Annotated in this window: 28 protein-coding genes; 7 read left to right on the top strand and 21 right to left on the bottom strand. The window is 60.9% G+C overall.

The features are described from left to right. Positions 1-28 precede the first annotated feature (28 nt). From SCL_RS06815 to tal, 3 genes are read left to right on the top strand one after another with little or no spacing between them, the layout of a single operon-like run. Positions 29-706: a DUF5752 family protein gene (locus tag SCL_RS06815; protein WP_096360521.1), complete on the top strand. Its 678-nt coding sequence runs from the start codon at positions 29-31 to the stop codon at positions 704-706. Next, a complete protein-coding gene (locus tag SCL_RS06820; protein ID WP_096360522.1) occupies positions 703-1,944 on the top strand; it encodes a glycosyltransferase in 1,242 nt (413 codons plus the stop codon). The genes SCL_RS06815 and SCL_RS06820 overlap by 4 nt, the downstream gene beginning before the upstream one ends. A 39-nt stretch (positions 1,945-1,983) precedes the next feature. Continuing rightward, positions 1,984-3,108: a transaldolase gene (gene tal, locus SCL_RS06825; protein ID WP_096360523.1), complete on the top strand. Its 1,125-nt coding sequence runs from the start codon at positions 1,984-1,986 to the stop codon at positions 3,106-3,108. 199 nt (positions 3,109-3,307) lie between these two features. Here the strand turns inward: tal and SCL_RS06830 are convergent, their stop codons facing one another. The 3 genes from SCL_RS06830 to SCL_RS06835 form a co-directional block, all read right to left on the bottom strand. Further along, complete coding sequence (locus SCL_RS06830; protein WP_096360524.1) at positions 3,308-4,678, bottom strand: type II toxin-antitoxin system HipA family toxin; 1,371 nt, start codon at positions 4,676-4,678, stop codon at positions 3,308-3,310. Beyond that, positions 4,675-4,944 carry a helix-turn-helix domain-containing protein gene (locus SCL_RS14025; protein ID WP_148665018.1) on the bottom strand — a complete coding sequence of 90 codons (270 nt, stop codon included), beginning with the start codon at positions 4,942-4,944 and terminating at the stop codon, positions 4,675-4,677. Before SCL_RS14025 ends, SCL_RS06830 begins: the two co-directional genes overlap by 4 nt. A gap of 163 nt (positions 4,945-5,107) precedes the next feature. After that, positions 5,108-5,893, bottom strand: a complete 786-nt coding sequence (locus SCL_RS06835) for a DUF3014 domain-containing protein (protein WP_172425954.1) — start codon at positions 5,891-5,893, stop codon at positions 5,108-5,110. Between the two features lie 174 nt (positions 5,894-6,067). Between SCL_RS06835 and SCL_RS06840 the strand changes: the two genes are divergently transcribed. Further along, entirely contained in the window at positions 6,068-6,517 is a 450-nt protein-coding gene (locus SCL_RS06840; RefSeq protein ID WP_172425955.1) for an LEA/WHy family protein, read from the top strand. Positions 6,518-6,536: 19 nt separating this feature from the next. Here SCL_RS06840 and SCL_RS06845 read toward each other — a convergent pair whose 3' ends face one another. Genes SCL_RS06845 through SCL_RS06855 form a run of 3 tightly spaced genes read right to left on the bottom strand, consistent with a single transcriptional unit; the run spans position 6,537 to position 7,970 of the window. After that, positions 6,537-6,953, bottom strand: coding sequence for a hypothetical protein (locus tag SCL_RS06845; RefSeq protein ID WP_096360526.1), 417 nt, complete (start codon positions 6,951-6,953; stop codon positions 6,537-6,539). Between the two features lie 49 nt (positions 6,954-7,002). Continuing rightward, positions 7,003-7,491 (bottom strand): GlcG/HbpS family heme-binding protein, encoded by a 489-nt coding sequence (locus tag SCL_RS06850; protein ID WP_420823640.1) that lies wholly within the window; start codon positions 7,489-7,491, stop codon positions 7,003-7,005. A gap of 41 nt (positions 7,492-7,532) precedes the next feature. Then, positions 7,533-7,970 carry a hypothetical protein gene (locus SCL_RS06855; protein WP_148665019.1) on the bottom strand — a complete coding sequence of 146 codons (438 nt, stop codon included), beginning with the start codon at positions 7,968-7,970 and terminating at the stop codon, positions 7,533-7,535. A 218-nt stretch (positions 7,971-8,188) separates the two neighbouring features. Here SCL_RS06855 and SCL_RS06860 point away from each other — a divergent pair, with 218 nt between their 5' ends. Next, complete coding sequence (locus tag SCL_RS06860; RefSeq protein ID WP_148665020.1) at positions 8,189-8,419, top strand: hypothetical protein; 231 nt, start codon at positions 8,189-8,191, stop codon at positions 8,417-8,419. Between the two features lie 18 nt (positions 8,420-8,437). On the opposite strand, the gene SCL_RS06865 is transcribed toward SCL_RS06860, so the two are convergent. The 11 genes from SCL_RS06865 to trhA all read right to left on the bottom strand — a co-directional run bounded on the left by SCL_RS06865 (position 8,438) and on the right by trhA (position 15,660). Next, positions 8,438-9,160 carry a hypothetical protein gene (locus tag SCL_RS06865; protein WP_096360530.1) on the bottom strand — a complete coding sequence of 241 codons (723 nt, stop codon included), beginning with the start codon at positions 9,158-9,160 and terminating at the stop codon, positions 8,438-8,440. 96 nt (positions 9,161-9,256) lie between these two features. Further along, positions 9,257-9,712 carry a YaiI/YqxD family protein gene (locus SCL_RS06870; protein WP_096360531.1) on the bottom strand — a complete coding sequence of 152 codons (456 nt, stop codon included), beginning with the start codon at positions 9,710-9,712 and terminating at the stop codon, positions 9,257-9,259. Positions 9,713-9,744: 32 nt separating this feature from the next. Further along, positions 9,745-10,767, bottom strand: a complete 1,023-nt coding sequence (locus SCL_RS06875) for a class I fructose-bisphosphate aldolase (protein ID WP_096360532.1) — start codon at positions 10,765-10,767, stop codon at positions 9,745-9,747. Between the two features lie 89 nt (positions 10,768-10,856). Beyond that, positions 10,857-11,516 (bottom strand): DUF2959 domain-containing protein, encoded by a 660-nt coding sequence (locus tag SCL_RS06880; RefSeq protein WP_096361885.1) that lies wholly within the window; start codon positions 11,514-11,516, stop codon positions 10,857-10,859. A gap of 162 nt (positions 11,517-11,678) precedes the next feature. Further along, positions 11,679-12,695, bottom strand: coding sequence for a DUF4382 domain-containing protein (locus SCL_RS06885; protein ID WP_172425956.1), 1,017 nt, complete (start codon positions 12,693-12,695; stop codon positions 11,679-11,681). A 204-nt stretch (positions 12,696-12,899) separates the two neighbouring features. Next, positions 12,900-13,361, bottom strand: coding sequence for a hypothetical protein (locus SCL_RS06890; protein ID WP_096360534.1), 462 nt, complete (start codon positions 13,359-13,361; stop codon positions 12,900-12,902). 40 nt (positions 13,362-13,401) lie between these two features. Next, entirely contained in the window at positions 13,402-13,626 is a 225-nt protein-coding gene (locus SCL_RS06895; RefSeq protein WP_096360535.1) for a LysM peptidoglycan-binding domain-containing protein, read from the bottom strand. A 111-nt stretch (positions 13,627-13,737) separates the two neighbouring features. Continuing rightward, complete coding sequence (locus SCL_RS14255) at positions 13,738-13,887, bottom strand: hypothetical protein (RefSeq protein ID WP_172425957.1); 150 nt, start codon at positions 13,885-13,887, stop codon at positions 13,738-13,740. 192 nt (positions 13,888-14,079) lie between these two features. Next, a complete protein-coding gene (locus tag SCL_RS06900; protein ID WP_096360536.1) occupies positions 14,080-14,340 on the bottom strand; it encodes a DUF5062 family protein in 261 nt (86 codons plus the stop codon). Between the two features lie 7 nt (positions 14,341-14,347). Then, positions 14,348-14,908 (bottom strand): c-type cytochrome biogenesis protein CcmI/CycH, encoded by a 561-nt coding sequence (locus SCL_RS06905; RefSeq protein ID WP_148665022.1) that lies wholly within the window; start codon positions 14,906-14,908, stop codon positions 14,348-14,350. Between the two features lie 137 nt (positions 14,909-15,045). Next, on the bottom strand, positions 15,046-15,660 hold the full coding sequence (gene trhA, locus SCL_RS06910) for a PAQR family membrane homeostasis protein TrhA (protein WP_096360538.1): 615 nt from the start codon (positions 15,658-15,660) through the stop codon (positions 15,046-15,048). 219 nt (positions 15,661-15,879) lie between these two features. Between trhA and SCL_RS06915 the strand changes: the two genes are divergently transcribed. Continuing rightward, positions 15,880-16,209: a hypothetical protein gene (locus SCL_RS06915; RefSeq protein ID WP_096360539.1), complete on the top strand. Its 330-nt coding sequence runs from the start codon at positions 15,880-15,882 to the stop codon at positions 16,207-16,209. Between the two features lie 19 nt (positions 16,210-16,228). Here the strand turns inward: SCL_RS06915 and SCL_RS06920 are convergent, their stop codons facing one another. The 4 genes from SCL_RS06920 to SCL_RS06935 all read right to left on the bottom strand — a co-directional run bounded on the left by SCL_RS06920 (position 16,229) and on the right by SCL_RS06935 (position 21,233). Continuing rightward, on the bottom strand, positions 16,229-17,512 hold the full coding sequence (locus SCL_RS06920) for an MFS transporter (RefSeq protein ID WP_420823631.1): 1,284 nt from the start codon (positions 17,510-17,512) through the stop codon (positions 16,229-16,231). A gap of 125 nt (positions 17,513-17,637) precedes the next feature. After that, a complete protein-coding gene (locus SCL_RS06925) occupies positions 17,638-19,266 on the bottom strand; it encodes an ABC-F family ATPase (protein ID WP_096360541.1) in 1,629 nt (542 codons plus the stop codon). A gap of 7 nt (positions 19,267-19,273) precedes the next feature. Further along, the gene (locus SCL_RS06930; RefSeq protein WP_096360542.1) at positions 19,274-20,854 is read right to left on the bottom strand and encodes a DEAD/DEAH box helicase; all 1,581 of its coding nucleotides are present in this window, start codon (positions 20,852-20,854) and stop codon (positions 19,274-19,276) included. A 175-nt stretch (positions 20,855-21,029) separates the two neighbouring features. Then, entirely contained in the window at positions 21,030-21,233 is a 204-nt protein-coding gene (locus SCL_RS06935; protein WP_096360543.1) for a SlyX family protein, read from the bottom strand. 191 nt (positions 21,234-21,424) lie between these two features. Between SCL_RS06935 and SCL_RS06940 the strand changes: the two genes are divergently transcribed. Next, positions 21,425-21,889 (top strand): (2Fe-2S)-binding protein, encoded by a 465-nt coding sequence (locus SCL_RS06940; RefSeq protein ID WP_096360544.1) that lies wholly within the window; start codon positions 21,425-21,427, stop codon positions 21,887-21,889.

A 21,889-nucleotide genomic window follows, 5' to 3' on the forward strand; every position in this document is an offset into this window, starting at 1 on the left:
CATGTTTTTACATGAAGGAGATTCATGAATGGCCGGTAGTTCCAAGGTTGAGCCATTTGTCGTCAAGGATTGCGCGCTGGCCGCCATCGCCACTGGCAGGCGCGCGCAGAACCTGCGGGAATTGCGCGACGGCCTGCTCGCGGTTCACCCCGAGAGCATCAACTACCACTTCTGGGGCGGCCTGTTGCAGCCCCGGTTCGACGATCCGGAATACAACAATGACTTTGCCTCCTGGGTGCGCCACGCGCTGCACGACAACAAGCTCGGCGAGCGCCTCGGCGTCATCGATCCTGCCGACTTCCACGACATCGAGGCCTTGCGGCAGGAGCTGATCGACGTCATCGAAACGCGTCTCGATGAAATGGAATTTCATCCCTGGGCGCGTCGCGACCAGCAGTTTCATTTCGTGCGGGCACAGATCGTGGTGTTCGACACCGGCAAGCGCATCCTGCGCCCCCGGGATTTGCGCGCCGTGATTCCGACCCTGTCCATCGGCAGCATCTATTATCACGTGATTGACGCGCGCCGCCGCGAGCCGCAGCGGGTGGACGATATCCGTGCCTGGCTCCAGCAGTTTGGTGATCAATACGCCGTCCTGTGCGACCGTCTCGCGGGCATCGATCCCTATTTCGCCACGCTCACCGAATTGCGCCGCGCGCTGGATACGGTTATCACGGAATGTTCTCTCGAGGGAGACGCGGCATGACCCAGTTGCTCAAGTCCTACGCCGATGTCGTGGGTCAGGACGTCATCCGGCACCTGTCCCAGCTGGCGGCCCCGCTGAAGGGCCTGAAGGTGGTCCACGTGAATTCGACCCGGACCGGAGGAGGGGTGGCGGAGATACTGGAAAAACTGGTGCCGCTGATGAGCGAACTGGGCCTGGACGTGCGCTGGGAGGTGATCAAGGGCGACACCGGTTTTTACCAGTGCACCAAGCAGTTTCACAACGCATTGCAGGGCAACACCAGCATTATTTCCGAGGCCCTGCTCAAGGAATACGAGGCGACCAACCAGCGCAACGCCGGGGAGCTCGGGCCGGTATTGCGCGACGCCGACCTGGTGTTCATCCACGATCCCCAGCCGGCCGCGCTGCTCAGACATTTTCCGGAGCGCCGCGGAAAATGGATCTGGCGCTGCCACATCGACGTGAGCCACCCGTTCCGGCCGGTGTGGCGCTACCTGCGCCAGTTCATCGCGCCTTACGACGCCAGCATCTTTTCCATCGCCGATTTCGTGCAGATGCTGCCGCATCCGGTCTACCTGATTCCGCCCAGCATCGATCCGCTGAGCGATAAAAACATGGATCTGCCGGCGGAGGAGATCCGGGAAATCTGCGCGCGCTACCACATCGATCCGGAACGGCCGATGATGCTGCAGGTTTCGCGCTTCGACCGCTTCAAGGATCCCCTGGGCGTGATCGAGGCCTATCGCCTGGCCACCAGCTTCATCCCGTCGCTGCAGCTGGTGCTGGCCGGCGGCGGCGCCACCGACGATCCCGAGGGCGACGTGGTGCTGGCGGAGGTGCGCGCGGCCGCCCAGGACGATCCCGACGTGCATATCCTGCTGTTGCCGCCCGACGCGCATCGCACCATCAACGCGCTGCAGCGCGCCGCCGCTTTCGTGCTGCAAAAATCCATCAAGGAAGGCTTCGGATTGACCGTGTCCGAGGCGATGTGGAAGGGCAAACCCGTGATCGGCGGCGACACCGGCGGCATTCGTCTCCAAGTGATCAATCACCACACGGGTTTTCTGGTGAGCTCGCCCGAGGGTGCGGCGCTGCGCATCCGTTATCTGCTGCATCACCGCGAGAAACTGGCCGAGATGGGGCAGAAGGCGCGTGAATTCGTGCGCGAGAATTTCCTGCTCACGCGCCAGTTGCGCGAGTACCTGACTGTCATGGTGGCATTGCGTCATGGCGCGGGCGATCGCCTGGAGCTGGGATAAGGCGCGGGATTCCGGCGCCACACGGACACAGGAGGAAAAATGACGGCACCCAATCCTTTGCTTGTCCTCAAGTCGCTGGGCCAGAGCGTCTGGCTTGATTACATCGAGCGCGGCATGCTTGTCAGCGGCAAACTGACCCATATGATCGAACGCGATGGACTGGCCGGCATCACCTCCAATCCGAGCATTTTTGAAAAGGCGATCACCGGCCACGAGGATTACGAGGCGGACATTGCCAGGCTCGCGCGCCATGCTCGCAGTGCCATGGAGATCTACGAGCCCATCGTACTGGCTGACATCGGCCATGCCGCCGATCTGTTTCTGCCGGTGTATGAACAAACCCGCGGGCGCGACGGTTTCGTGAGCATCGAAGTGTCACCGCATCTGGCCAGCGACACGGACAAAACGGTGAAGGAGGCGGTGCGACTGTGGGAGAAGCTGCATCGTCCCAATATCATGATCAAGGTTCCCGGGACCGCTCAGGGCCTGCCCGCCGTGCGCCGGCTTATCGCCCAGGGCATCAACGTCAACGTAACCCTGCTGTTCGGCCTCAGCCGCTATCGTGAGGTGTTGCAGGCCTGGCTTTCCGGCCTGGAAGATCGCGCCCAGGCTGGGTTGAGCCTGGATTCGGTAGACTCGGTGGCGAGTTTTTTCCTGAGCCGCATCGACGTGCTGGTAGACCAGCGTCTTGATGCACTGGCTGAATCCGGCGACAAACCTGCGGCTTCTCTGCGCGGGACAGCCGCCATTGCCTGCGCACGTCTGGCTTACCGAATATATGGCGAGATGCACAGTTCGGAGCGCTGGCAGCGGCTGGCCGCGCGTGGCGCGCATACCCAACGCCTGCTGTGGGCGTCGACCTCCGCCAAGGACCCGGCCTACAGCCCGGTGAAATATGTCGAGCCCCTGATTGGCCCGGAAACCGTCAACACCTTGCCGCCGGAGACGCTCGATGCCTATCGCCGGCAAGGAGACCCGGCCGCGCGACTGGAACAAGACCTGCCACAGGCTGACGTGACGGTGGCCAGGCTGGCGCAGCTGGGGATCGATCTGGAGGCTGTTGCCCGGCAACTGGAGGAAGAGGGAGTCAAAAAGTTTGTCGCACCTTTCGACAAACTGCTCGCTTCACTCGAACAACGGCGCCAGCAACTCGCACCTGCTTAAAAAGATTTATGTTTATAAACAATTGTTTTTTGACTTTGATTCATGTTTTAGATAATGAAAATTAACCGTGAAATGGATTCGAGTTGCTCCTGAAGATGTGCTGGTGAGCGGGGTTCGACAATGTCTGAATCATTCGTATAATGTATATTATGTAAAATAATAAAAAGAACCAAATAGCAGCTCCAAACAACCGTGTGGTTTATTTGCCCCCTTCTCCGGCCATTCTGGCCCGCAGTGATTTAACCCGGGTTGCGAGATTTTTCCTGTTCATCTCCGGCACATCCGTAAGCGCCAGCACCCGCTCCGGATAATTCCGGGTCGCTGCCATCAATTCGTGCAGGATATCGGCGGCAGCGGCACGCGTCAGGCCGAAGGATTCACCTACCCGGGAGACACTGTGGCCGAGCCCGTGCTGGACGTCGATGTAAAACGGCAACGCCGAGATCAGGTCATGCCGGTCCCAGGCGCGCATCGGCGTGGGATCGAATACCGGCGAGATCTGGATCTTTTCCGGACCATCCAGGAATGCCAGGTTTTCCAGATGCAGGTCACCATTGCCAGTGAGCAGCGCCATGACAAAGCGCCGGTAGACTTCGAGGCGTGCCACAGCAGGATCAATATCAGCGATTTCCGCCAGCTTCAGCAGCATCAGGCCCACGCCTTCGACCTCGGCATCGGTCATGGTGCGCACCTGCTGCTGACCGGTGGCATAGACCGAAAAAAAACTCTCCATGGCCCGCGGCCCGCCGATGGGTGTACGGTCGAAGCGCTCCACGGCCAGCACCGAAAGCCCATCGATGCTGGCGCGCCAGTGGCGCGGAACCTCGAAACCCAGCTCTCGATGCAGGTCGAGGCACAGAGCCTCCAGTGCCGCCAGACCATGGTACTGCGGATCTTCAACCTTCATTACCACGTCGACGTAGGGAATACCGTCAATTTCACGTGTCCCGGGCTCAGCCAAGCTTCCGTCCCAGGCGTCCTGGTCCGGGATGGCCACCAGAAGCTTGGGTATCTGGCCTCCCACCGAGGGCGTGGGGCCGATCAAGCGCATGATATCGATCGCTTCATCGTTAAAATCCTGGCTGGTGCCCTCCTTCAGAAATTTCCAGAATTCCGAACGCGAGCCGACCCGTTTTTTGGGCGCATCGGTGTCAGCGTAGTTTTCCAGCGCCGCGCGATCATCCGGGAACACGTCGACATGGCCGATGCCATTGTGCCCGGTAAGCATCAATAATTCCCATTCCGTTTCAAATCCTTGTGCCGGAGGGTTCGAGCGTTTTGCGAGCAGGCTGGTGTACAACCGGCGCTGGATGTTGTTGGCATTGCGGCCCGGAATCAGGGCCATCAGCCGTGGTAACAACGGCAGGATCTCGGTGGACTGGTGCACGAACGGCCGCTCACGCCATAGCCGTGATGGAAGCATCAGCGAAAGTCCGGGGATGTTCTGGCCCTGCTCCAGGAATTCCGGCGTATAGGAAAAACGCATCTCGCGGCCGGTGGCCACGAGACTGCCCATCTTGCGAGACTCAGCGGCGGTGCGGGCCCACACCACCGCGTAACGGTCGGTCATGTGAAGAAGCGGCCCTGCTGGATGCGCTCGAGCTGGTCGTCATCCGGCACCACGGCCAGCTTCAGGCCCACGGCCCGCGCCAGACGGTCAATGAGCGTGAAGTCGGCGGTACCGCGGGTTTTCATGCGGCTCAGGGTTTCAGGCCGCAGCCCCGCGAGTTGTGCCAGCTCCTTGTCCTTGAGTTTCCGGATATCGGCGGCAGCAAGGATGGCGTTCAGGGTTGACCGTACGGGGTCAGAATTGCTTGGGGATTTTAAATTGATCATATAATCAATTTAAATCATAAATTGACTTGTATGTCAATATTTATATTAAAATGACTATATAATCAATAATATAAAACCTATAGAAAATATGTATATTTTATATTTAATTTCAACTAGTTATATATTTTAACTAACTATAAACATTAACAATTTTTTATTGAAATCATGGTTGTAGTGCCTGCCCTGTTAACTCCTGCCGGACTTCCCGCAAGCGCGCCTTGATGCGCACGGCGTTTTCGACCCCCATGCGGATCATGATCTTCTGTCCCGCTGACAACTCCTCGAGGGCAGGATCGGCAAACAGGTACATGACCTTGGGTCGGACCAGCTTGATCGCGCTCGGAATTTCCGGTGCCGCCAGGAGGTCATCAATGGCCTCGACCAAACGGTCGTTGAAGTAGCCCTTGGGGTATCCCAGATTGACGTATTCCTGCTGAAACAGCGGGTAGAAGCGCGTATAGACCGCGACCAGCTTCCGGGCATCCACGGCGTCGGACAGCAACACATAGGATTTGTAGCGCCGAAAATTGTCCGTATTGGTCAGATAGTTGTCCCCTTCGCCGGTGGCGAGGAACTGCCCTGCCACCGGCTTGAACAGCCGGTAACGCAGAGCCACGTGCTTGCGCGGCAGGTTGTCCACCGTGACCACGAAACGTCGCACGATCTCGCGCACGTCGAAAAATTCCTGCACCGCCTGTTGCCCAAAAAAGCCTGTCAGCACATCGAGCATGGCGTCGTCACTGCTTTCCAGCGTCGGCAGTGGCTTTTCCGACGGCTCCATTTCCTTGATCGGGTGACGTATCTGCGGCTCGGGTTTGGCCTCCGGCGGTGCCTCCGCCGGAGGCGGAGCAGGTGCCGGCCCGGGTTCCGGTTGCATTTGCCAGTAGTAAAAGCCGGCGGCAATGCCGCCCAGCACCAGCAATACCATCAACCACATAGTTTTTTTCATGGGCGACACGAAAACAGCGTTGAGTTGAAAGGATTGCGTAAACGATTGAATACCCATCATACGACACTCGTGAAAGGAACCAAAGGGAATGATGATGCAGTCTGATAGAATCCCCGCCATGGACTCAGGCACGCCGCACCCTGCCCGCTCCAGCCATCCATCCCGGGAATGACCATGAGAAAAATCGTCGCGCTGTTTATTGTCATGCTGCTCAGCGGCTGTGCGGCGCTGCAGTCCGCCATCGAAACGCCGCATGTGACCCTGAACAACCTGCAAGTGCTTGACATGACGCTGCTGGAACAGCGTTACGCGGTGACGCTCCGGGTGCAGAATCCCAATCCGATACCGCTCCCGATCGCGGGCATGAACTTCCAGCTCGACATCAACGACTCGGAACTGGGACGCGGCGTGACCAACCAGGCGGTGACGGTGCCGGCCTACGGCGAGGCCCTGGTGAAGGTGAATGTGGCGAGCAGCCTGATGCGGATCTTCAACCAGATTCGGGCGCTGGAGAGCAGCAAAGGCGAGAGCCTGCGTTACCGGCTGTCCGGTGGGCTCAGCATTTCCGACCGCATGGGAAAATTACCTTTTGAATACCGCGGTGATTTCAGCCCGCGGCGCTGACTATCCTGCCTGAAGTGACTCAGCCGCCGGTGCGCAGCGAAGAAGTTGTTTGTTGCTTGTGGGATTTGACCACCTTGCCGTCCGGCTCGATGTAGCAACTGAAATCGTACGTAATCTCGGCCCCCGCCTGCCCCATTTCGCCGACGCGCACGCCTTCGACGTATTGCGCTCCCTGGGTCGCGTGCGCTTCACCGGAGTTTACGATGCGGGCATACGCCGGTCGCTCGGCCGCTGCCAGCGCCGCGCCCTGACAGGCCTTGAGCGCCTGGTATTCCGCGGGATGCAGCAATTTTTCCCTGGCGTCGCGAACCGTGGGAATTTTGTCGGCGAGCAGCGCCAGCACGACCAGGGCGAAAACCAGCGGGAACAGGATGCGCTCGATACGAAAGCGCGGCCTGGCGTTCGGGTTGGCGGGAGAGTATCTCGGTTCTTCCATAAGCAACAGTGCTGTCCCGGATGATGTCGCTCTTCTGTGCCCGATCGTCTTATTCCGCGAAATCGAGCCGCTCCTGCACCGCCTTGATCCCGGCCGCGGCGCAGGCCTCGTCCTTCTCGCCGCCGGGCGCGCCGCTCACGCCCACGGCGCCGATCAACGAGCCCCCGGCACGGATCGGCAGCCCTCCCTGCAGCAGCAGGATGCCGCGTACCTCGTTCAGCTCGGCACGGATATCGGCCCGGTTAGTGCGGAAATCCTGGGTGCTGACGCCGGACATGACCACTGCGCTCGCCTTGCGCTCGGCGAGTTCGATGGCATGACGCGAGACGTAAACATCGCGCAGCATCACCTGCGCATCGCCGGCGCGGTCGACCACCACCACCGCCGTGTTGTAGCCCATTTTACGGCAGGCCTCCAACGTCTGATTGGCAATGTCGCGTGCCAGATCGAGCGTCATGATCTTGGCGTTCAGCACATCTGCTGCATGCAACGGGAAAGACAGCGTCGCCCCAAGGAGCATCGGTACAAGCAAATTCATTTTCATGACGACATCTCCTGCGAGTTGGGCCGCAACGTCACTTAAACCGCCTTGAGCTTGTGACCGCCGCAAATGTCGCACGGCGGCAGCTCGTCCATGTCTTCCGGCAGGACGATGCGCGTGCGGCAACCGCTGCACTCATACATGCCGGCGTGATACTTCTTCGGCGGGGGTGGCGTGATTTTCGTGATGGTGGGCTCGGCGCCGACATATTCGGTGCTGCCGCAGTTGTCGCAGGCAGGAAGCTCGCGGTAGGTTTGCGAGAAGATCGAGCCCTGGCCGCAGCGCTTGCATTCGTAGCGGCCGACCGGGTATTCGATGATCTCACTGGCCGCCTCCTGCTCTTTCTTGGCCTCGGCCAGGGCCAGCAATACCTCGTCGCCCAGCCGTTTGGCGCGCGCCTCGGCGGTTTTGGCCTCCATGATGGCCTTTTTCATTTCCCGGGCCAGTTCCCTGGCCCGTTCTTGTGCCGATGACATTCGGTATTCCTTCCTCTCGGGACTTGTTTTTGATTCCGCTCGTCAACGGTTTCCGACACGTTGTCGGATGTCCATGTACTGGTGCTGTTTCGTCATGTGACTATAACAATCACTGCTTATGTTACATGGTTTCCAGCCGCGGGCTACCTTGCCGCGGACCCAGGGAAGAACCCCCGTGATCTTATGCGGGCCCAGTCACTTGCAGCGGGAGAATGACCATGCACAAGGAACATGCCGCCGACGCCGGTTTTCCGGGAATCGCGTTTGCCACCCTGCCAAAAACCGGCGAAACCGTCGCTATCCGTTATGGCGAACGAATCTACTACCGCGTGGACTCCGCCAAAACCGCGGACGAACTGAATGCAATATACGGCGTCACGCCGGGACAGGCCAGGGCGATCCTGGCGAGCGCACTGGCCGGCTGGAAAACACCGTCGACGATCTCGTAGTCGCGTCCAGCCCGGCCGTCAGGCGCAGGCTTGCCAGGGCGCGGGTAGCGCCACGGCACGCAGTATCTCACCCAGCATTTGTTCCGCCGCCGGCGACAACGGCTCCTTGCGGCCCTTGCGTTCGCGGCGCAGATAAAATTCCACCAGGATAGCGCGCAGGTACTGCCGGCTGTGTTCCGGGTGCGTGTTCATGTCGCTCATGAGGTAATGAAACCGGGTCACGAACTCGGCATCGTTGAAATATGGCGTGAACACGCCACGATCGAAGACATTCTCCAGCGCGTTGAAAAATGCACGTTGGCCGGCGTGTAATTCCGGTGAATGGAAAAACTTCCAGGCATGTTCCAGGTCATGCAGGAAAAAGGCAAAGGCATGGGGCTTGTTCAGCACCGGCCGGCATAACCGCGGATACGCGGTGAGCGCAGTCACCGCACGACACCCGCGCGCCTGCATGCGCAACACTTCCAGAGGTTGCGGAATATCCTCGCGCAGGATCAAGGGCCAGGTGCCCCGCAGCCACTGAAGCAGCGCCATCGGTACATTATTGATCACGCCGCGAAACTGGTAACGCTCCAGCCAACCGGACAGGCGTTCCCGCAAGCACTCCCCTTTCGCTGACTCCATCACACTCAGCCATTCATTGACATCGGGACGCGGGTCGTTCTTGTTTCGGCGCGAAGCAAATTGCCGGCCGTGCGACGCAATCTGCCAATAGAAAAAATACCGGGCCGCGAATGCCATTGCATCGATCTCTCCGGCACGCCAGCGCCGTGCCAGACCGGCAAGCCGGGACAATAATTCCTGTGGAGCATCGTTTGGGCTCGACATGTGAAGAGTTTACCCTGGCCTTCTGGTCCTGGTCAGGAATCGATCCAGCTGATTCGCAAATGCCTGCCGGTCGCTCAGGCTGAGCACCGCCGGACCGCCGGTGTTCACGCCGGTATTGCGCAGCTCGTCCATGAAGTTGCGCATCGTGAGGCGCTCGCGGATATTTTCGGTGGTATAGAATTCACCGCGCGGATTGAGCGCATGGCCACCCTTTTCAATCACGAGCGCCGCGAGCGGGATGTCGGCGGTGATCACCAGGTCGCCGGATTGCAACTGCTGCACGATCTTGCTGTCGGCGACATCGAAACCGGACGGCACCTGGATGGCCTTGATATAAGGGGATGACGGCGTGCGCAGCAGCTGGTTCGCCACCAGCGTCAGCAAAACCTGCGCGCGCGTCGCCGCACGAAACAGGATGTCCTTGATTACATTCGGGCAGGCATCGGCGTCGACCCAGATCTGCATTAAATCACCTGACTCCCCGATAAACCGGCTGCCTATTCACCCGCCTCCATGGCCCGGGCGTATTTCCCGTCACGCGCCAGGCCGTTTAGCTGGCAACGCTTCAGCAGCGCCTTCTGCGCGGCGGCAACGTTGCTTTCCTGTCCTTTCCACGCCGCCAGCACCGGCGCCTGCAGCGCTCGCCCATAGGAGAAGCTGACCTGCCACGGCTGCGGGCCCATCGCGTTCATGGCGTTCAGATGGTCGGTCGCGTCCTCCGCGCTCTGCCCGCCGGACAGGAACACGATGCCGGGGACCGCCGCCGGCACGTAGCGCCGCAGGCAACGGAGCGTGGCCTCGGCTACCTGTTGCACGCCGGCCTGCTGCGGGCATTTCATGCCGGGAATCACCATGTTCGGCTTGAGCAGCATGCCGTCGAACACCACGCGATGGGCGTCGAGCTCGGCGAACACTGCCTCCAGCACCCGCGAGGTCACGACCTCGCAGCGGTCGATGTCATGCGTGCCGTCCATGAGCACTTCCGGCTCCACGATCGGCACCAGGTCGATCTCCTGGCACAGCGCGGCATAACGTGCCAGGGCATGGGCATTTGCGCGGATGCCGAATGCCGACGGGATATCGTGTTCGTTGATTTCGATCACCGCCCGCCACTTGGCGAACTTCGCGCCCAGCTGCTTGTACTCGGCGAGGCGCTCGCGCAGGCCGTCCAGGCCCTCGGCGACCTTGTCTCCCGGGTACAGCGCCAGCGCCTTGGCGCCCTTGTCCACCTTGATGCCGGGAGCGATACCGCGACTGGACAACAATTTGGCGAACAGCGTGCCGTCGCGCGTGCGCTGGCGCAGGGTTTCATCGAAGAGAATGATGCCGCCGATATAGCGCTCGATGCCTTCGGTCGTAAAGAGAATTTCGCGGTAACGCCGGCGGTTCTCTTCGGTGGACTCGATCTTGATCGAATCGAAGCGCTTCTTGATCGTGGGGCTGCTTTCGTCCGCGGCCAGCACCCCCTTCTGCCTTGCGACGATGGCGTTTGCCACGGACTTGAGCTCACGGATGTTCATTGGCCATGACCCCCCAATGAGAATGAGTAGAACTGCATCGCTGAAATCCCAGCATAATAACGTAATGCACCGGACGATCCGGCGAATGCTCAATCTTTTGCGGGAGCCATGTCCTTGATGAAGCGGTCGGCCTCGGCAATCGAGCGGTTCATGTCGGCCACCAGCGCGCTGATGTCAGCCTGGATCCTGGCGCGTTCGGATTTGAGCGAGGCGATTGCCCGGGCATTGAGGTTGTGCTTGAGAAACAGCACGCGGTCGCGAAACGCGGCCAGCACGGGGTCGAGTTTCTTTTCCGCACGCTTCATGGCGCCGATGAGTTCGCGATAGCGCGCCCGTGTCGTATCCAGCTGTTTTTGGCTGGAACGCCGCAGTTCCGGGCTGCTGTACTGGGCCAGCTCCTTGTCCCATTCCCGGAAGAGATCCTGCGCCACGCGTTCGACCTCGGTAATGCGTTTGTGCACGGCGTTGGCGCGCGCCTCGCTGTCCTCAAACTCGTCCTTGAGCTTGTTGTACTGCTGCTCCAGTTCGCCGCCGGAGAAATTCGTGACCGCGATGAATTGCGCCAATGCTGATTCGAATTGTTTCTTTGCATCCTGCTGCGCTTCACGCGCGTCTTCAACGCGATCGACCAGGATGTCACGTTTCTCGTAGCCAAACTTCTCCATCGCCCCGTAATAGGCCGACTGACAACCGGCCAGCAGCGCGGCAACGAGCAATACCGGCGTTTTCCAGGAATTCGGGAAAATCATGCGCATTCGTGTCAGCTCCTGATTAATCCACAGACGGAGAACACAGACTGCCTCGTAGGCGTAAAATTCTCAAGAGCGGACTTTTGCCTGTTGCTGAAACAGTTTCACCCTCCACCAAGGTCGCGCCGGGCGCTTTGGTCGAGGGTGTGCTGGACGGGATCGCTAGAAGTTATGCGTCGTCTCGGTTTTGGCCGTTACCGAGACCGTTGCCGTCCCGCTGAAGCCCACCATCGGAGCGTTCTGTGTGTTATCGACGATCGGGTCATCGTCCGCGGCATCGCAGGTAAACGCCACCGTGTAATCACCGGCCTCGAGAAAGGCAGCCTTATAGACATATCTGGTGTTATCGTCGGGGTCCAGCTTCACGCTCGCGGTGGTCACGGGGTCGGGGTCAATGCCGTCAATGTCATCCGGCGTGACACCGGCGCCGCTGTACACATACACCGCCGGGTGATCGTTCACCGGGTCGCAGGTTACCGTCATCAATGTGTCATTTACCGTACCGGCGATAGATCCAGTCATGGCGTTGTCCGCCAGACGCAGCGTCGGACGGAGCATGTACTCGCCGGTGGCGGGGTCGTTGCCGGTGAAGTGCACCGACTTGCGCAGATCGAAATCGATGGTGAAATCGGCGCTCCCGCCCGCCGGAACGACGAAGCCCCGGTTGAGCTTCAGGCCGGTCTTGGCCTCGCTCGGTATGGTGAGTTCATGACACATGTCGCCCATGCCGACCATGCCGTCCATGTCCACATCAATACAGGAATCATCCTCGCCATCGGTGTCGACGTTCAGGCGGATCCAGTTGTAGCGCCCCGCCGGCAGCGTGAAATCCTGCAGCAGGAGATCGGCATTGCCGCTGTTCAGCTCCAGCAGATCGAAACGTTTCGGCGCCGGCGACGTGGCGCAGGCAGTTTCGCTCAGGATGGTTTTGGTGGCGTCCGCCGGGTCCTGGCAATAATAAAGCGTGGTGCGCTGGCCATCGGCGGCCTGGAGTTCGAGCCCGGAAAACTGGATGTATACATGTTCAGCGCTGTCTACCGGTCCATCGGTGATTTGCAGTGACAGCGTGCCGGTGCCGGCACCATCGCTGCCGCCACCACCGCCACAGCTGGCCAGCGTCAGGATCGCACCGAGCGAAACGATGACTCCAAGACGTGTGTGGAGTGCGGATGTGTTCATGTTTATATCCTCCATCTCATCTGGTTAATTGTTATTGCCCTGGACCGGCGAATTCTCCCACTTCCGGCCTGTTCGACAACGCCTGGCGCGCCGAACGGTATATCATCCCTGATGAAACAGCCCCGGCTCCGTCAATGGCAGCCGGGATTGTGCTCGCAGACTTTTGTGCCTCAATCAGCGCCGCATGCCGGCATCAAACACGTATTACTGGATCGTGAACTTGCTCGCCCCGGCGGACTTGTCGTTGGCGAAAATCTCGACCTGATAATCTCCGGCCGGCCAGCCACCGGGCATGCTGACGTGGAATTCGTTTACCGCCGGGCCATTGGCGGCGATCGTCTGGCTGGTCTCGTTCACCGTGGCAACGTTGTCACCCTTGTGGAAGGTCCACCTGGCCTTGAGCGTGGTGTTTCCGCTGCCCAGGGTTTCCACCACGGCGTAAATCGTATCGTTCCTGGCGAAGCTGGTGCTCGGCGCGGTCACGCGCTTGTCGGCACCGAGCGCATTGCCCAGATTGACGGCGGCAACGGTAACCCCGGCAGGCGCGGCAGGTTGCGTCGCCTGCGTGGCCGGTGGTGCCGCGGGCGCGGGTGTTTCCTTCTTCCCGCAGGCAACGACAGTGAGGGCAAGCAGCAAAACGAGAGAAGATGTGCGGAATGCTTTCATGGATGTTTCTCCTTGTGTCCGGAATTTCCGGGCCATCGCGTTACTTGGGTGGAATTTTCAGCTTCTGGCCGGGGAAGATCTTGTTGGGATCCTTGAGCAGGTCCTTGTTCGCTTCGAATATGCGCGGCCAAAGCTTGGCATCGCCGTACTCGCGCTTGGCGATTTTGGACAAGCTGTCACCGGAAACGACTGTATAAATCTTGTTCGCGGTCGAACTCGCACCGCTCTTGACGCCTGAAAAATCGGGCATGTCGTTATCGGCCATGATGTTAATCTCCTGTGTGCGTGATTACCCTTCGCCTGTTTTAACGAGGCGATTCTTTTTGTCCAGCCCGGAAGCCAGCCGTTCCGGCTCCATCCCGGAGCTGGGCGATCGTCAGGTTTCGGACCTGGATTTCCGCCGCATGTCAGCGGAGTGCGCGCGCTTGTAGGTCTGGATGTCCTTGAAGCGGCCATTGCTGTCGCGCACGGCGTACAGTTTGGTGCCCTTGCTGCTGCGATGCGTGGTGCGTTTTGCCTTTCCCATGGTTTTCCTCCGGCGGATCGATGGATGACGGCGAACTCAGGATCAAACCGTACCAGTTGACGCTTTTCCGGTATTTTTTCCTTGACGTGGAGCAAAAACATCAGGCGCGCCGGCCAGGCCTGATGGTTACCCGTGTGACACCGCCCTGCCCCGGGTTCTTGCCTGGCCGGCGGCCGGATTTCGGCGGGAGGATTATTTCAAAAGCGGATGATCCGCCGGCAGCTGTTTGGAGTACCAGATGGCCAGCTTATGCCGCATGGATTGCTGCGAAACCTGATCCTCCGGCAGGGGCTGAATCTGCTTGTCATGGACCAGCAGCCGGTAGATGAACAGGATTTTCTCGCTGGCCGAATCCGTCGGTTCGAAAATCACCGCACCCCGCTCCTCGCCGTACTTCATGCCGGCGAGGATCGCCGCTTTCACCAGCTCGGCCTCGTGTCTGATTTTCTTCATGGCAAACTCAGGGATGGCCTTGGGGCATCCTTGGGCCTTTCTGGCCGGTCAGCACCTTGTCGATACTGATCGATACGGCCTTGGTGCCGTTCGCCACGGGCCCGCTCACGCCTTCCAGATCGCCGTCGCTGGCGTCGGCCATGCCGGACTTGGTGACACGCGCCACCACGATGACCTCGGGCGCGCTCGACAGCCGCATCGCGGAACTCATGCCCTGGCTGTCGTCCAGAACAACAGTGACTGGCAGGTCCTTGACCTGTTTGCGTACCAGCGCCAGCGGCATGCGCGGGCCGCTCGTGGGGCGCGCGAAGATGAATACCACGTCATCCGGCGCGGCCTTCCTGGCCAGCGCCGGGCTCAATGACACCGTTACCTTGAGGGACGTTGCTGCGGTCGCGGCGGAATCCTTGATGTCAGTGGTTTCCGTTGCGTGCATGGGCGGGGTATTCGCCATCGGCGCGGCGGCCGTGGCCTCCGGGCTGCGCTGACAGGCGCTAACGCCGATTCCGGTAATAACGGCGATCATGCCGAGGTATTGCGCGGCTCGTGGATATCTGAAAATCGTCATGGGCTCTCCCTGGATGGAATACGGGTAATGTGGAATGGAACGGTTCATTGTAATCCACTCCGCCGGCTTTATTCTCTACCCGCCGGCAACCATACCCTTTCAGCGCCGGATAAACGGCGGGCGGCCCGGGACCGGCGTCAGACATACAGCAGGATCGCCACATAGTGGCAGACGCTGCCGGCCAGCACGAACAGATGCCAGGCCCCGTGCATCCACGGATAGCGCCGGTCGAGCGCGAAGAACACGATGCCGGAGGTATAGAAGATGCCGCCCGCAAGCAGCCAGTAGAACCCGGCGCGTGGCAGCGCCGCGAGCAGCGGGTCGAGCGCCAGCAATATCAGCCAGCCCATGGTGAAATAGATGACAAATGGCAGCACCCGAGCGCCGCGTCGCGGCAAGGCATCGAGCACCAGACCCAGTATGGCCATGGCCCAGATCGCGCCGAACAGCCACCATCCCACCGTGCCGTCGAGCGTGACCAGCGTGAACGGCGTGTAGCTGCCGGCAATCAGCAGGTAGATCGCCTGGTGATCGAGGACGCGAAAGATATTTTTCGCCCGTCCCGGCAGGCTGTGGTAGAGCGTGGAGACGAGATAGAGCAGAAACAGCGTTGCGCCATAAACGCTGAATGCCGTAATACGGCGCGCGCCGCCGTCCTGCGCCGCCAGCACCACCAGCACTACCGCGCCGGCCAGCGCCAGCGCCGCGCCAATCATATGTGAAATGCCGTTGAATCGTTCGCTGGTGATCATGCTGGCCGCAATCGCTATCCCTTGCCTCCCGCCCGAAGCAACAGTAAATCGCAGGCACAGCGCGGCAGACAAGCGTGGTGATGCGTTACACGCGGGTGCGCCATGGACGGCCTGGCGGGCGGTATATATGCCGGTATCCCCTGTTTTTCACGACGAACGGCGTCATGCCGGGCCCGGCAGTCGGCTAGGCTCGATAAGGATATACCGGGAGGTTCTTCCATGCGCCTGCTTCTGCTCGCCTTGTCCGTCATGCTCGCCGCCACCGGCGTCCGCGCGGCGGAGTCTGCCCGTCATCATACCGTGAAATGCACGCCCACGATCAACGTCTGGGTCGAGGTGGATGGCGGGAGCCTCCCGACACGCGAAACCACCAACATCGAAAACAAAAAACGCGTGCAGTTCAGCCTGATCGATTCCGCCGCGTATCGCGGCGACGCCGTGCTGTGCAATTATGCCACCCGCCGGCGCGACGTGGTCACCTCCTACTCCATCCGCTGCCCGCAGCCACGCAAGGAACGCGGCTACAGGCATTCTTATTCCTGCAACTGAAGCGAAAATTCCTGCCTGCTTATTTCCGGGTTTGGGCCGGGTCAGTTTCGACATTACCGGTGATATCCACCGCCACCGTCGACAGGCGCCGGCCCCGGCTTTCCGTCCCCAAGTCCGGGAGCAAACCGGCGAGCAGTCCGATCACCGGGAGAAACGCACAAACGTGAAACAGGAACCGGATGCTGGTGGCATCCGCGACTTCGCCCAGCACCGCCGCGCCGATGCCGCCGAGACCGAAGGCGAAGCCGAAGAACAGGCCGGCGACGGTGCCCACCCGTGACGGCATCAGCTCCTGCGCATAGACCACGATGGCCGGAAATGCCGAGGCGAGAATGAAGCCGATGGGCACGCTGAGCACGCCGGTCCAGAACAGGTTGGCGTGCGGTAACAGCAGGGTGAACGGCAGTACCCCGAGGATCGAACCCCAGATCACCGCCTTGCGGCCGAAGCGGTCGCCGAGTGAACCCCCCGTGATGGTGCCGATGGCGACGGCCGCGAGAAACACGAACAGATGCACCTGCGCGCTGCGCACCGAGACCTGAAACTGGTCGATCAGATAAAAGGTGTAATAACTGGTCATGCTGGCCATGTAAAAGAACTTCGAGAATATCAGCGCGATCAGCACGCTGATGGCCAGCGCCACTCTGGCACGCGGCAGCGCGACCGTCGCCCCGCCCTTCGCGGCGTGCAACTTCATGCGCGCCAGCCCGTGGCCCTTGTACCAGTGGCCCACGTGTATCAGCAGGAAAATCCCGAGCAGCGCCGCGAGGGAAAACCAGGCGACGCTGGACTGTCCGTAACGCAGAACGATGAAGGCCGCCAGCAGCGGGCCGATGGCGGAGCCGGCGTTGCCGCCCACCTGAAACAGCGATTGCGCCAGCCCGTGGCGGCCGCCCGCGGCCATGCGCGCCACGCGCGACGATTCCGGATGGAACACCGAGGAGCCGGCGCCCACCAGCGCCGCCGCCAGCAACAGCACAGGGTAATTGTGAGCGTACCCCAGCAACAGCAGGCCGGAGAGCGTGAAGCCCATGCCGGTCGCCAGCGAGTACGGCTTGGGTTTGCGATCGATGTAGAAACCGATCAGTGGTTGCAGCACCGAGGCGGTGAATTGAAACGTGAAGGTCAAAATGCCGATCTGGCCGAAGTCGAGGCCGTAATTGCTCTTCAGCATCGGGTAAATCGCCGGCAGCAGCGACTGCATCATGTCGTTCAGCAGGTGACAGACGCTGATGGCCGCCAGAATGGGAAATGCCGTTTTCGCGGCTGTGGGGTCGCCGTCACCGGCGCTGGTCGTGCTCACGCATGGATGCCAGGAGTTTCGTTGCCGAAATCCTAGCATAATGCGGGAATCTGCAAGTAAAGCCTGGATGCCCGCCGCAGCCTGTCCTCGAATGCGTTAGTCGGGGACGGGCATGATGGCACAAATTACCGGGCCTTCTGCATCCGGCCCGGCGCCTGCGCCGCCAGCTGTTCCTGGCGCAGCAGGTAATCCTCATAGGTGCCGCCAAAATTCTCGATGCCCTGCGGCGTCATCTCGATGATGCGCGTGGCCAGGGACGAGACAAATTCACGGTCGTGGCTGACGAAAATCAGCGTGCCCGGGTATTTTTCCAGCGCGGTGTTGAGCGACTCGATGGATTCCATGTCCAGGTGGTTGGTGGGCTCGTCCATGATCAGCACGTTCGGCTGCTGCAGCATCAGCTTGCCGAACAGCATGCGCCCCTGCTCACCGCCGGACAGCGCCTTGGTCGTTTTCTTGATTTCGTCCTGGGAGAACAGCAGCCGGCCGAGCACGGCGCGGATTGCCTGTTCGTCATCACTGGGCTTTTTCCACTGGTTCATCCAGTCGAGCAGCGACATCTCCTTCGCGAAATCGGCAGCGTGGTCCTGCGCGTAGTAACCCGGCATGGCATTCTCCGACCACTTCACGGTACCGCTCTCGGGGGCGAGCTCCCCGACCAGGGTACGCAGCAACGTGGTCTTGCCGATGCCGTTGGGGCCGATCACGGCCACGCGCTCGCCGACCTCGACCGACAGGCTGAGGTTTTTGAACAACGGTGTCGCGCCATAGCCCTGACTCAGCTTTTTCACTTCCAGCGCCAAGCGGTAAAGCCGCTTGGCCTGATCGAAACGCAGGAACGGATTCTGCCGGCTCGACGGCTTGACCTCGGCCAGCTCGATCTTCTCGATCTGGCGCGCGCGCGAGGTCGCCTGCCTGGCCTTGGAGGCGTTGGCCGAGAAGCGGCTGACGAAGGTCTGAAGCTCCTCGATCTGGGCCTTCTTCCTGGCGTTGTCGGACAACAATTGATTGCGCACCAGGGTGGCGGCAGTCATGTACTCGTCGTAGTTGCCGGGATAGACGCGCAGTTCGCCGTAATCGAGATCCGCCATGTGCGTGCACACGCCGTTCAAAAAATGGCGGTCGTGCGAGATGATGATCATGGTGCTGTTGCGCGCGTTGAGCACGTCTTCCAGCCAGCGGATGGTGTTGATATCGAGATGGTTGGTCGGCTCGTCCAGCAGCAGGATGTCCGGGTCGGAGAACAGCGCCTGCGCCAGCAGCACGCGCAGTTTCCAGCCCGGTGCCACGGCGCTCATCGGGCCGGTATGCTGCTCCAGCGGGATGCCGAGGCCGAGCAGCAATTCACCGGCACGCGCTTCGGCGGTGTAGCCGTCGAGTTCGGCGAACCGGTGTTCCAGGTCCGCCACCTTCATGCCGTCCTCTTCGCTCATTTCCGCCAGACCGTAGATGCGGTCACGCTCCTGTTTCACGCGCCACAATTCGGCGTGGCCCATGATCACGGTGTCGAGCACGGTGTCATTCTCGAACGCGAACTGGTCCTGGCGCAGCTTGCCGAGGCGCTCGTTGGCGTCGACCGAGACGTTGCCCGAACTCGGTTCCAGGTCGCCGCCGAGGATTTTCATGAACGTCGATTTGCCGCAGCCGTTGGCGCCGATCAGGCCATAGCGGTTGCCGTTGCCGAACTTGACCGAGATGTTCTCGAACAGGGGCTTGGCCCCGAACTGCATGGTGATGTTGGCGGTGGTAATCATGTGGAAATCACCAGGAGCGGCGCACGGTGCCCTTGCCTGCCGATGTGCGTGTGCGTCGTGCCGGCTTGTCGGACTTGTCGAACGAACTGCGCACCTGGGTGTGGCTGCTGATGCCTTCCGGCGTGCGGCGGTTGCCGTCCACTTCTCCGCGTGGCGCATGGCTGTTGCCATGCGCTTCGGACGTGTGCCGGGCGTGATGCGGTGCGTGCTGGCGCTGTTCGGCGGAACGGGCATGCGGATTCGAATGCGAACGCTGTCCAGCGGAACGCGGCTGCGCATCCGAATGGGTGCGCTCGCCACGGGCATGCGGACGTGCACGCTGATCGTCGCCGCGACCTTGCGTATGGCGTTGCGGTTGTTGGTGGCGGCGATGTTCACCGTCCTGGCGCTGGCCCTGCGGCCTGCCACCGCCGCGCTGGCCGCGTCCATGACTGATCGGTTCGGCCCTGATTGACGGATTCGGCTCGAAACCTTCAACGACGGCCTTCGGGATCTCGCGCTTGAGCAGACGCTGGATGTCGCGCAGGTATTCGTGTTCGTCCACGCACACCAGCGAGACCGCCTGCCCTTCCTTGCCGGCACGGCCGGTGCGGCCGATGCGATGCACGTAATCCTCCGGCACGTTCGGCAGTTCGTAATTCACGACGTGCGGCAACTGGTCGATGTCCAGACCGCGCGCGGCGATGTCGGTCGCCACCAGCACCCGCACCTCGCCCTTTTTGAAATCCGCCAGCGCCTTGGTGCGCGCGCTCTGGCTCTTGTTGCCGTGGATGGCGGAAGTGCTGATGCCGTCATCGTCCAGCTGATCGGCCAGACGATTGGCGCCGTGCTTGGTGCGGGTAAACACCAGCACCTGCTTCCAGCCCTGCGAATGAATGAGGTGTGCCAGCAGTTCGCGTTTACGCACGCGATCCACCGGATGGTATACCTGCGACACCAGCTCGGCAGCGACGCTCTGACGCGCCACTTCGATCAGCGCGGGAGAATTTAACAATCCATCCGCGAGCTGCTTGATCTCGTCGGAGAAGGTCGCGGAGAACAGCAGGTTCTGGCGTTTCTTTGGCAGCAGCGCGAGGATCTTGCGGATGTCGCGGATGAAGCCCATGTCGAGCATGCGATCGGCCTCGTCCAGCACCAGGATTTCGACGTGCGACAGGTCCACGGTTCGCTGGCTGACGTGGTCGAGCAGGCGCCCCGGCGTCGCCACCAGGATGTCCACGCCGCGGCGCAGGGTGTCGATCTGGGGATGGATGCCGACGCCGCCGAAAATCACGGTGGACTTCAGCGACACATGTTTGCCGTAGGTGCGCACGCTCTCCTCCACCTGTGCGGCGAGTTCACGCGTCGGCGTCAGGATCAGGGCGCGGACCGCGCGGCGCGCGCCTTGCGGCGTGGCGTTGAGGCGTTGCAACAGCGGCAGCGTGAAACCGGCGGTTTTGCCGGTGCCGGTCTGCGCGCCGGCGAGGATGTCGCGCCCCTCGAGGATGACGGGGATGGCCTGTATTTGAATCGGGGTGGCCTGGGTATAGCCTTTTTCGGACACAGCACGGACTAATTCGGCCGACAGGCCGAGGGATGAAAATGACATAAAGAATGATTGCTCCTGGATGGCCTACCCGAAAACTGGGCCGGTCTAGGCGCTACCTATATATGTTGAAGTTGTTCGAGGTGAACCGAGATGGAAAACCGCGAAGGGATCGGGGCAGACCGGTGTGCGCCGATGGCCGCATTGTAACAGAAACTGCGGGGAAACGGGCAAATCTTCAGTAATGCGGTGGTGGTTTCTCGTCCTCCTGCGGGATGACCATGGAGGGCGCGAGCGCCGCCAGCCGCGACTTCACGGCCTCCAGCTCCTGCGTCAGCCGGTCAATCTGGCGCTGCTGGTCCGTCACCACCTCGTTCAGGTCCTGGATGGTCTTTTCCTGAAACGCCACGCGCACTTCCAGTTCGGTCAGTCGTTCGTTCATGCCCAGATCCTTCGTCGCTCCGATGTGTGGCAATTATCGCCATATTATCCGTTTGCTGTAACCGCCGGCATCCGCCCGGCTCCCTGAACCTGCACGGACGCTTGGTTTATGGCCACCCCGTTGTCCGTGCCGCGCGGTCGTTCTACCATGAACGTCCGGCTCGGATACCCGCCAGGGAAAGGAGGCATGCCATGGTCAGCCTGCTCATCAACGGGAAACAGCAGGAGGTGGACATCGCCGCCGACACGCCGTTGCTGTGGGTGTTGCGCGATCACGTCGGCCTCACGGGCACGAAATACGGCTGCGGCATCGCCGCCTGCGGTGCCTGCACCGTACTCGTCGACGGACAGCCGGTGCGCAGCTGCATCACCCCTGCCTCGTCTGTAAGTGGCAAAAAAATTACCACCATCGAAGGCCTGTCACCGGAACACAAGCATCCGGTGCAGCAGGCCTGGATCGCCGAGGATGTCCCGCAGTGTGGCTATTGCCAGTCGGGCCAGATTCTCTCCGCCGTGGCACTGCTCAGCGCCAAACCCAAACCCTCCGATCAGGACATCGACAATGCCATGAGCGGCGTGCTGTGCCGCTGCGGCACCTACGTGCGCATCCGCCGCGCCATCAAGAAGGCCGCGGCGCTGATGGCCAAGGAGGTGTGA

It is taken from the genome of Sulfuricaulis limicola, from assembly GCF_002355735.1.
GTDB lineage: Bacteria > Pseudomonadota > Gammaproteobacteria > Acidiferrobacterales > Sulfurifustaceae > Sulfuricaulis > Sulfuricaulis limicola.

Coding starts and splice junctions, on each gene's coding strand:
- tal (WP_096360523.1), top strand. CDS start 1,984: ATGACGGCACCCAATCCTTTGCTTGTCCTCAAGTCGCTGGGCCAGAGC.
- SCL_RS06815 (WP_096360521.1), top strand. CDS start 29: ATGGCCGGTAGTTCCAAGGTTGAGCCATTTGTCGTCAAGGATTGCGCG.
- SCL_RS06875 (WP_096360532.1), bottom strand. CDS start 10,767: ATGAACATCCGTGAGCTCAAGTCCGTGGCAAACGCCATCGTCGCAAGG.
- SCL_RS06935 (WP_096360543.1), bottom strand. CDS start 21,233: ATGAACGAACGACTGACCGAACTGGAAGTGCGCGTGGCGTTTCAGGAA.
- SCL_RS06865 (WP_096360530.1), bottom strand. CDS start 9,160: ATGGCATTCGCGGCCCGGTATTTTTTCTATTGGCAGATTGCGTCGCAC.
- SCL_RS06905 (WP_148665022.1), bottom strand. CDS start 14,908: ATGACGATTTTCAGATATCCACGAGCCGCGCAATACCTCGGCATGATC.
- SCL_RS06880 (WP_096361885.1), bottom strand. CDS start 11,516: ATGATTTTCCCGAATTCCTGGAAAACGCCGGTATTGCTCGTTGCCGCG.
- SCL_RS06830 (WP_096360524.1), bottom strand. CDS start 4,678: ATGACCGACCGTTACGCGGTGGTGTGGGCCCGCACCGCCGCTGAGTCT.
- SCL_RS06835 (WP_172425954.1), bottom strand. CDS start 5,893: ATGAAAAAAACTATGTGGTTGATGGTATTGCTGGTGCTGGGCGGCATT.
- SCL_RS06915 (WP_096360539.1), top strand. CDS start 15,880: ATGCGCCTGCTTCTGCTCGCCTTGTCCGTCATGCTCGCCGCCACCGGC.
- SCL_RS14025 (WP_148665018.1), bottom strand. CDS start 4,944: ATGATCAATTTAAAATCCCCAAGCAATTCTGACCCCGTACGGTCAACC.
- SCL_RS06900 (WP_096360536.1), bottom strand. CDS start 14,340: ATGAAGAAAATCAGACACGAGGCCGAGCTGGTGAAAGCGGCGATCCTC.
- SCL_RS06845 (WP_096360526.1), bottom strand. CDS start 6,953: ATGGAAGAACCGAGATACTCTCCCGCCAACCCGAACGCCAGGCCGCGC.
- SCL_RS14255 (WP_172425957.1), bottom strand. CDS start 13,887: ATGGGAAAGGCAAAACGCACCACGCATCGCAGCAGCAAGGGCACCAAA.
- SCL_RS06930 (WP_096360542.1), bottom strand. CDS start 20,854: ATGTCATTTTCATCCCTCGGCCTGTCGGCCGAATTAGTCCGTGCTGTG.
- SCL_RS06850 (WP_420823640.1), bottom strand. CDS start 7,491: ATGAATTTGCTTGTACCGATGCTCCTTGGGGCGACGCTGTCTTTCCCG.
- SCL_RS06870 (WP_096360531.1), bottom strand. CDS start 9,712: ATGCAGATCTGGGTCGACGCCGATGCCTGCCCGAATGTAATCAAGGAC.
- SCL_RS06890 (WP_096360534.1), bottom strand. CDS start 13,361: ATGAAAGCATTCCGCACATCTTCTCTCGTTTTGCTGCTTGCCCTCACT.
- SCL_RS06840 (WP_172425955.1), top strand. CDS start 6,068: ATGAGAAAAATCGTCGCGCTGTTTATTGTCATGCTGCTCAGCGGCTGT.
- trhA (WP_096360538.1), bottom strand. CDS start 15,660: ATGATCACCAGCGAACGATTCAACGGCATTTCACATATGATTGGCGCG.
- SCL_RS06885 (WP_172425956.1), bottom strand. CDS start 12,695: ATGAACACATCCGCACTCCACACACGTCTTGGAGTCATCGTTTCGCTC.
- SCL_RS06855 (WP_148665019.1), bottom strand. CDS start 7,970: ATGTCATCGGCACAAGAACGGGCCAGGGAACTGGCCCGGGAAATGAAA.
- SCL_RS06925 (WP_096360541.1), bottom strand. CDS start 19,266: ATGATTACCACCGCCAACATCACCATGCAGTTCGGGGCCAAGCCCCTG.
- SCL_RS06895 (WP_096360535.1), bottom strand. CDS start 13,626: ATGGCCGATAACGACATGCCCGATTTTTCAGGCGTCAAGAGCGGTGCG.
- SCL_RS06820 (WP_096360522.1), top strand. CDS start 703: ATGACCCAGTTGCTCAAGTCCTACGCCGATGTCGTGGGTCAGGACGTC.
- SCL_RS06860 (WP_148665020.1), top strand. CDS start 8,189: ATGCACAAGGAACATGCCGCCGACGCCGGTTTTCCGGGAATCGCGTTT.
- SCL_RS06940 (WP_096360544.1), top strand. CDS start 21,425: ATGGTCAGCCTGCTCATCAACGGGAAACAGCAGGAGGTGGACATCGCC.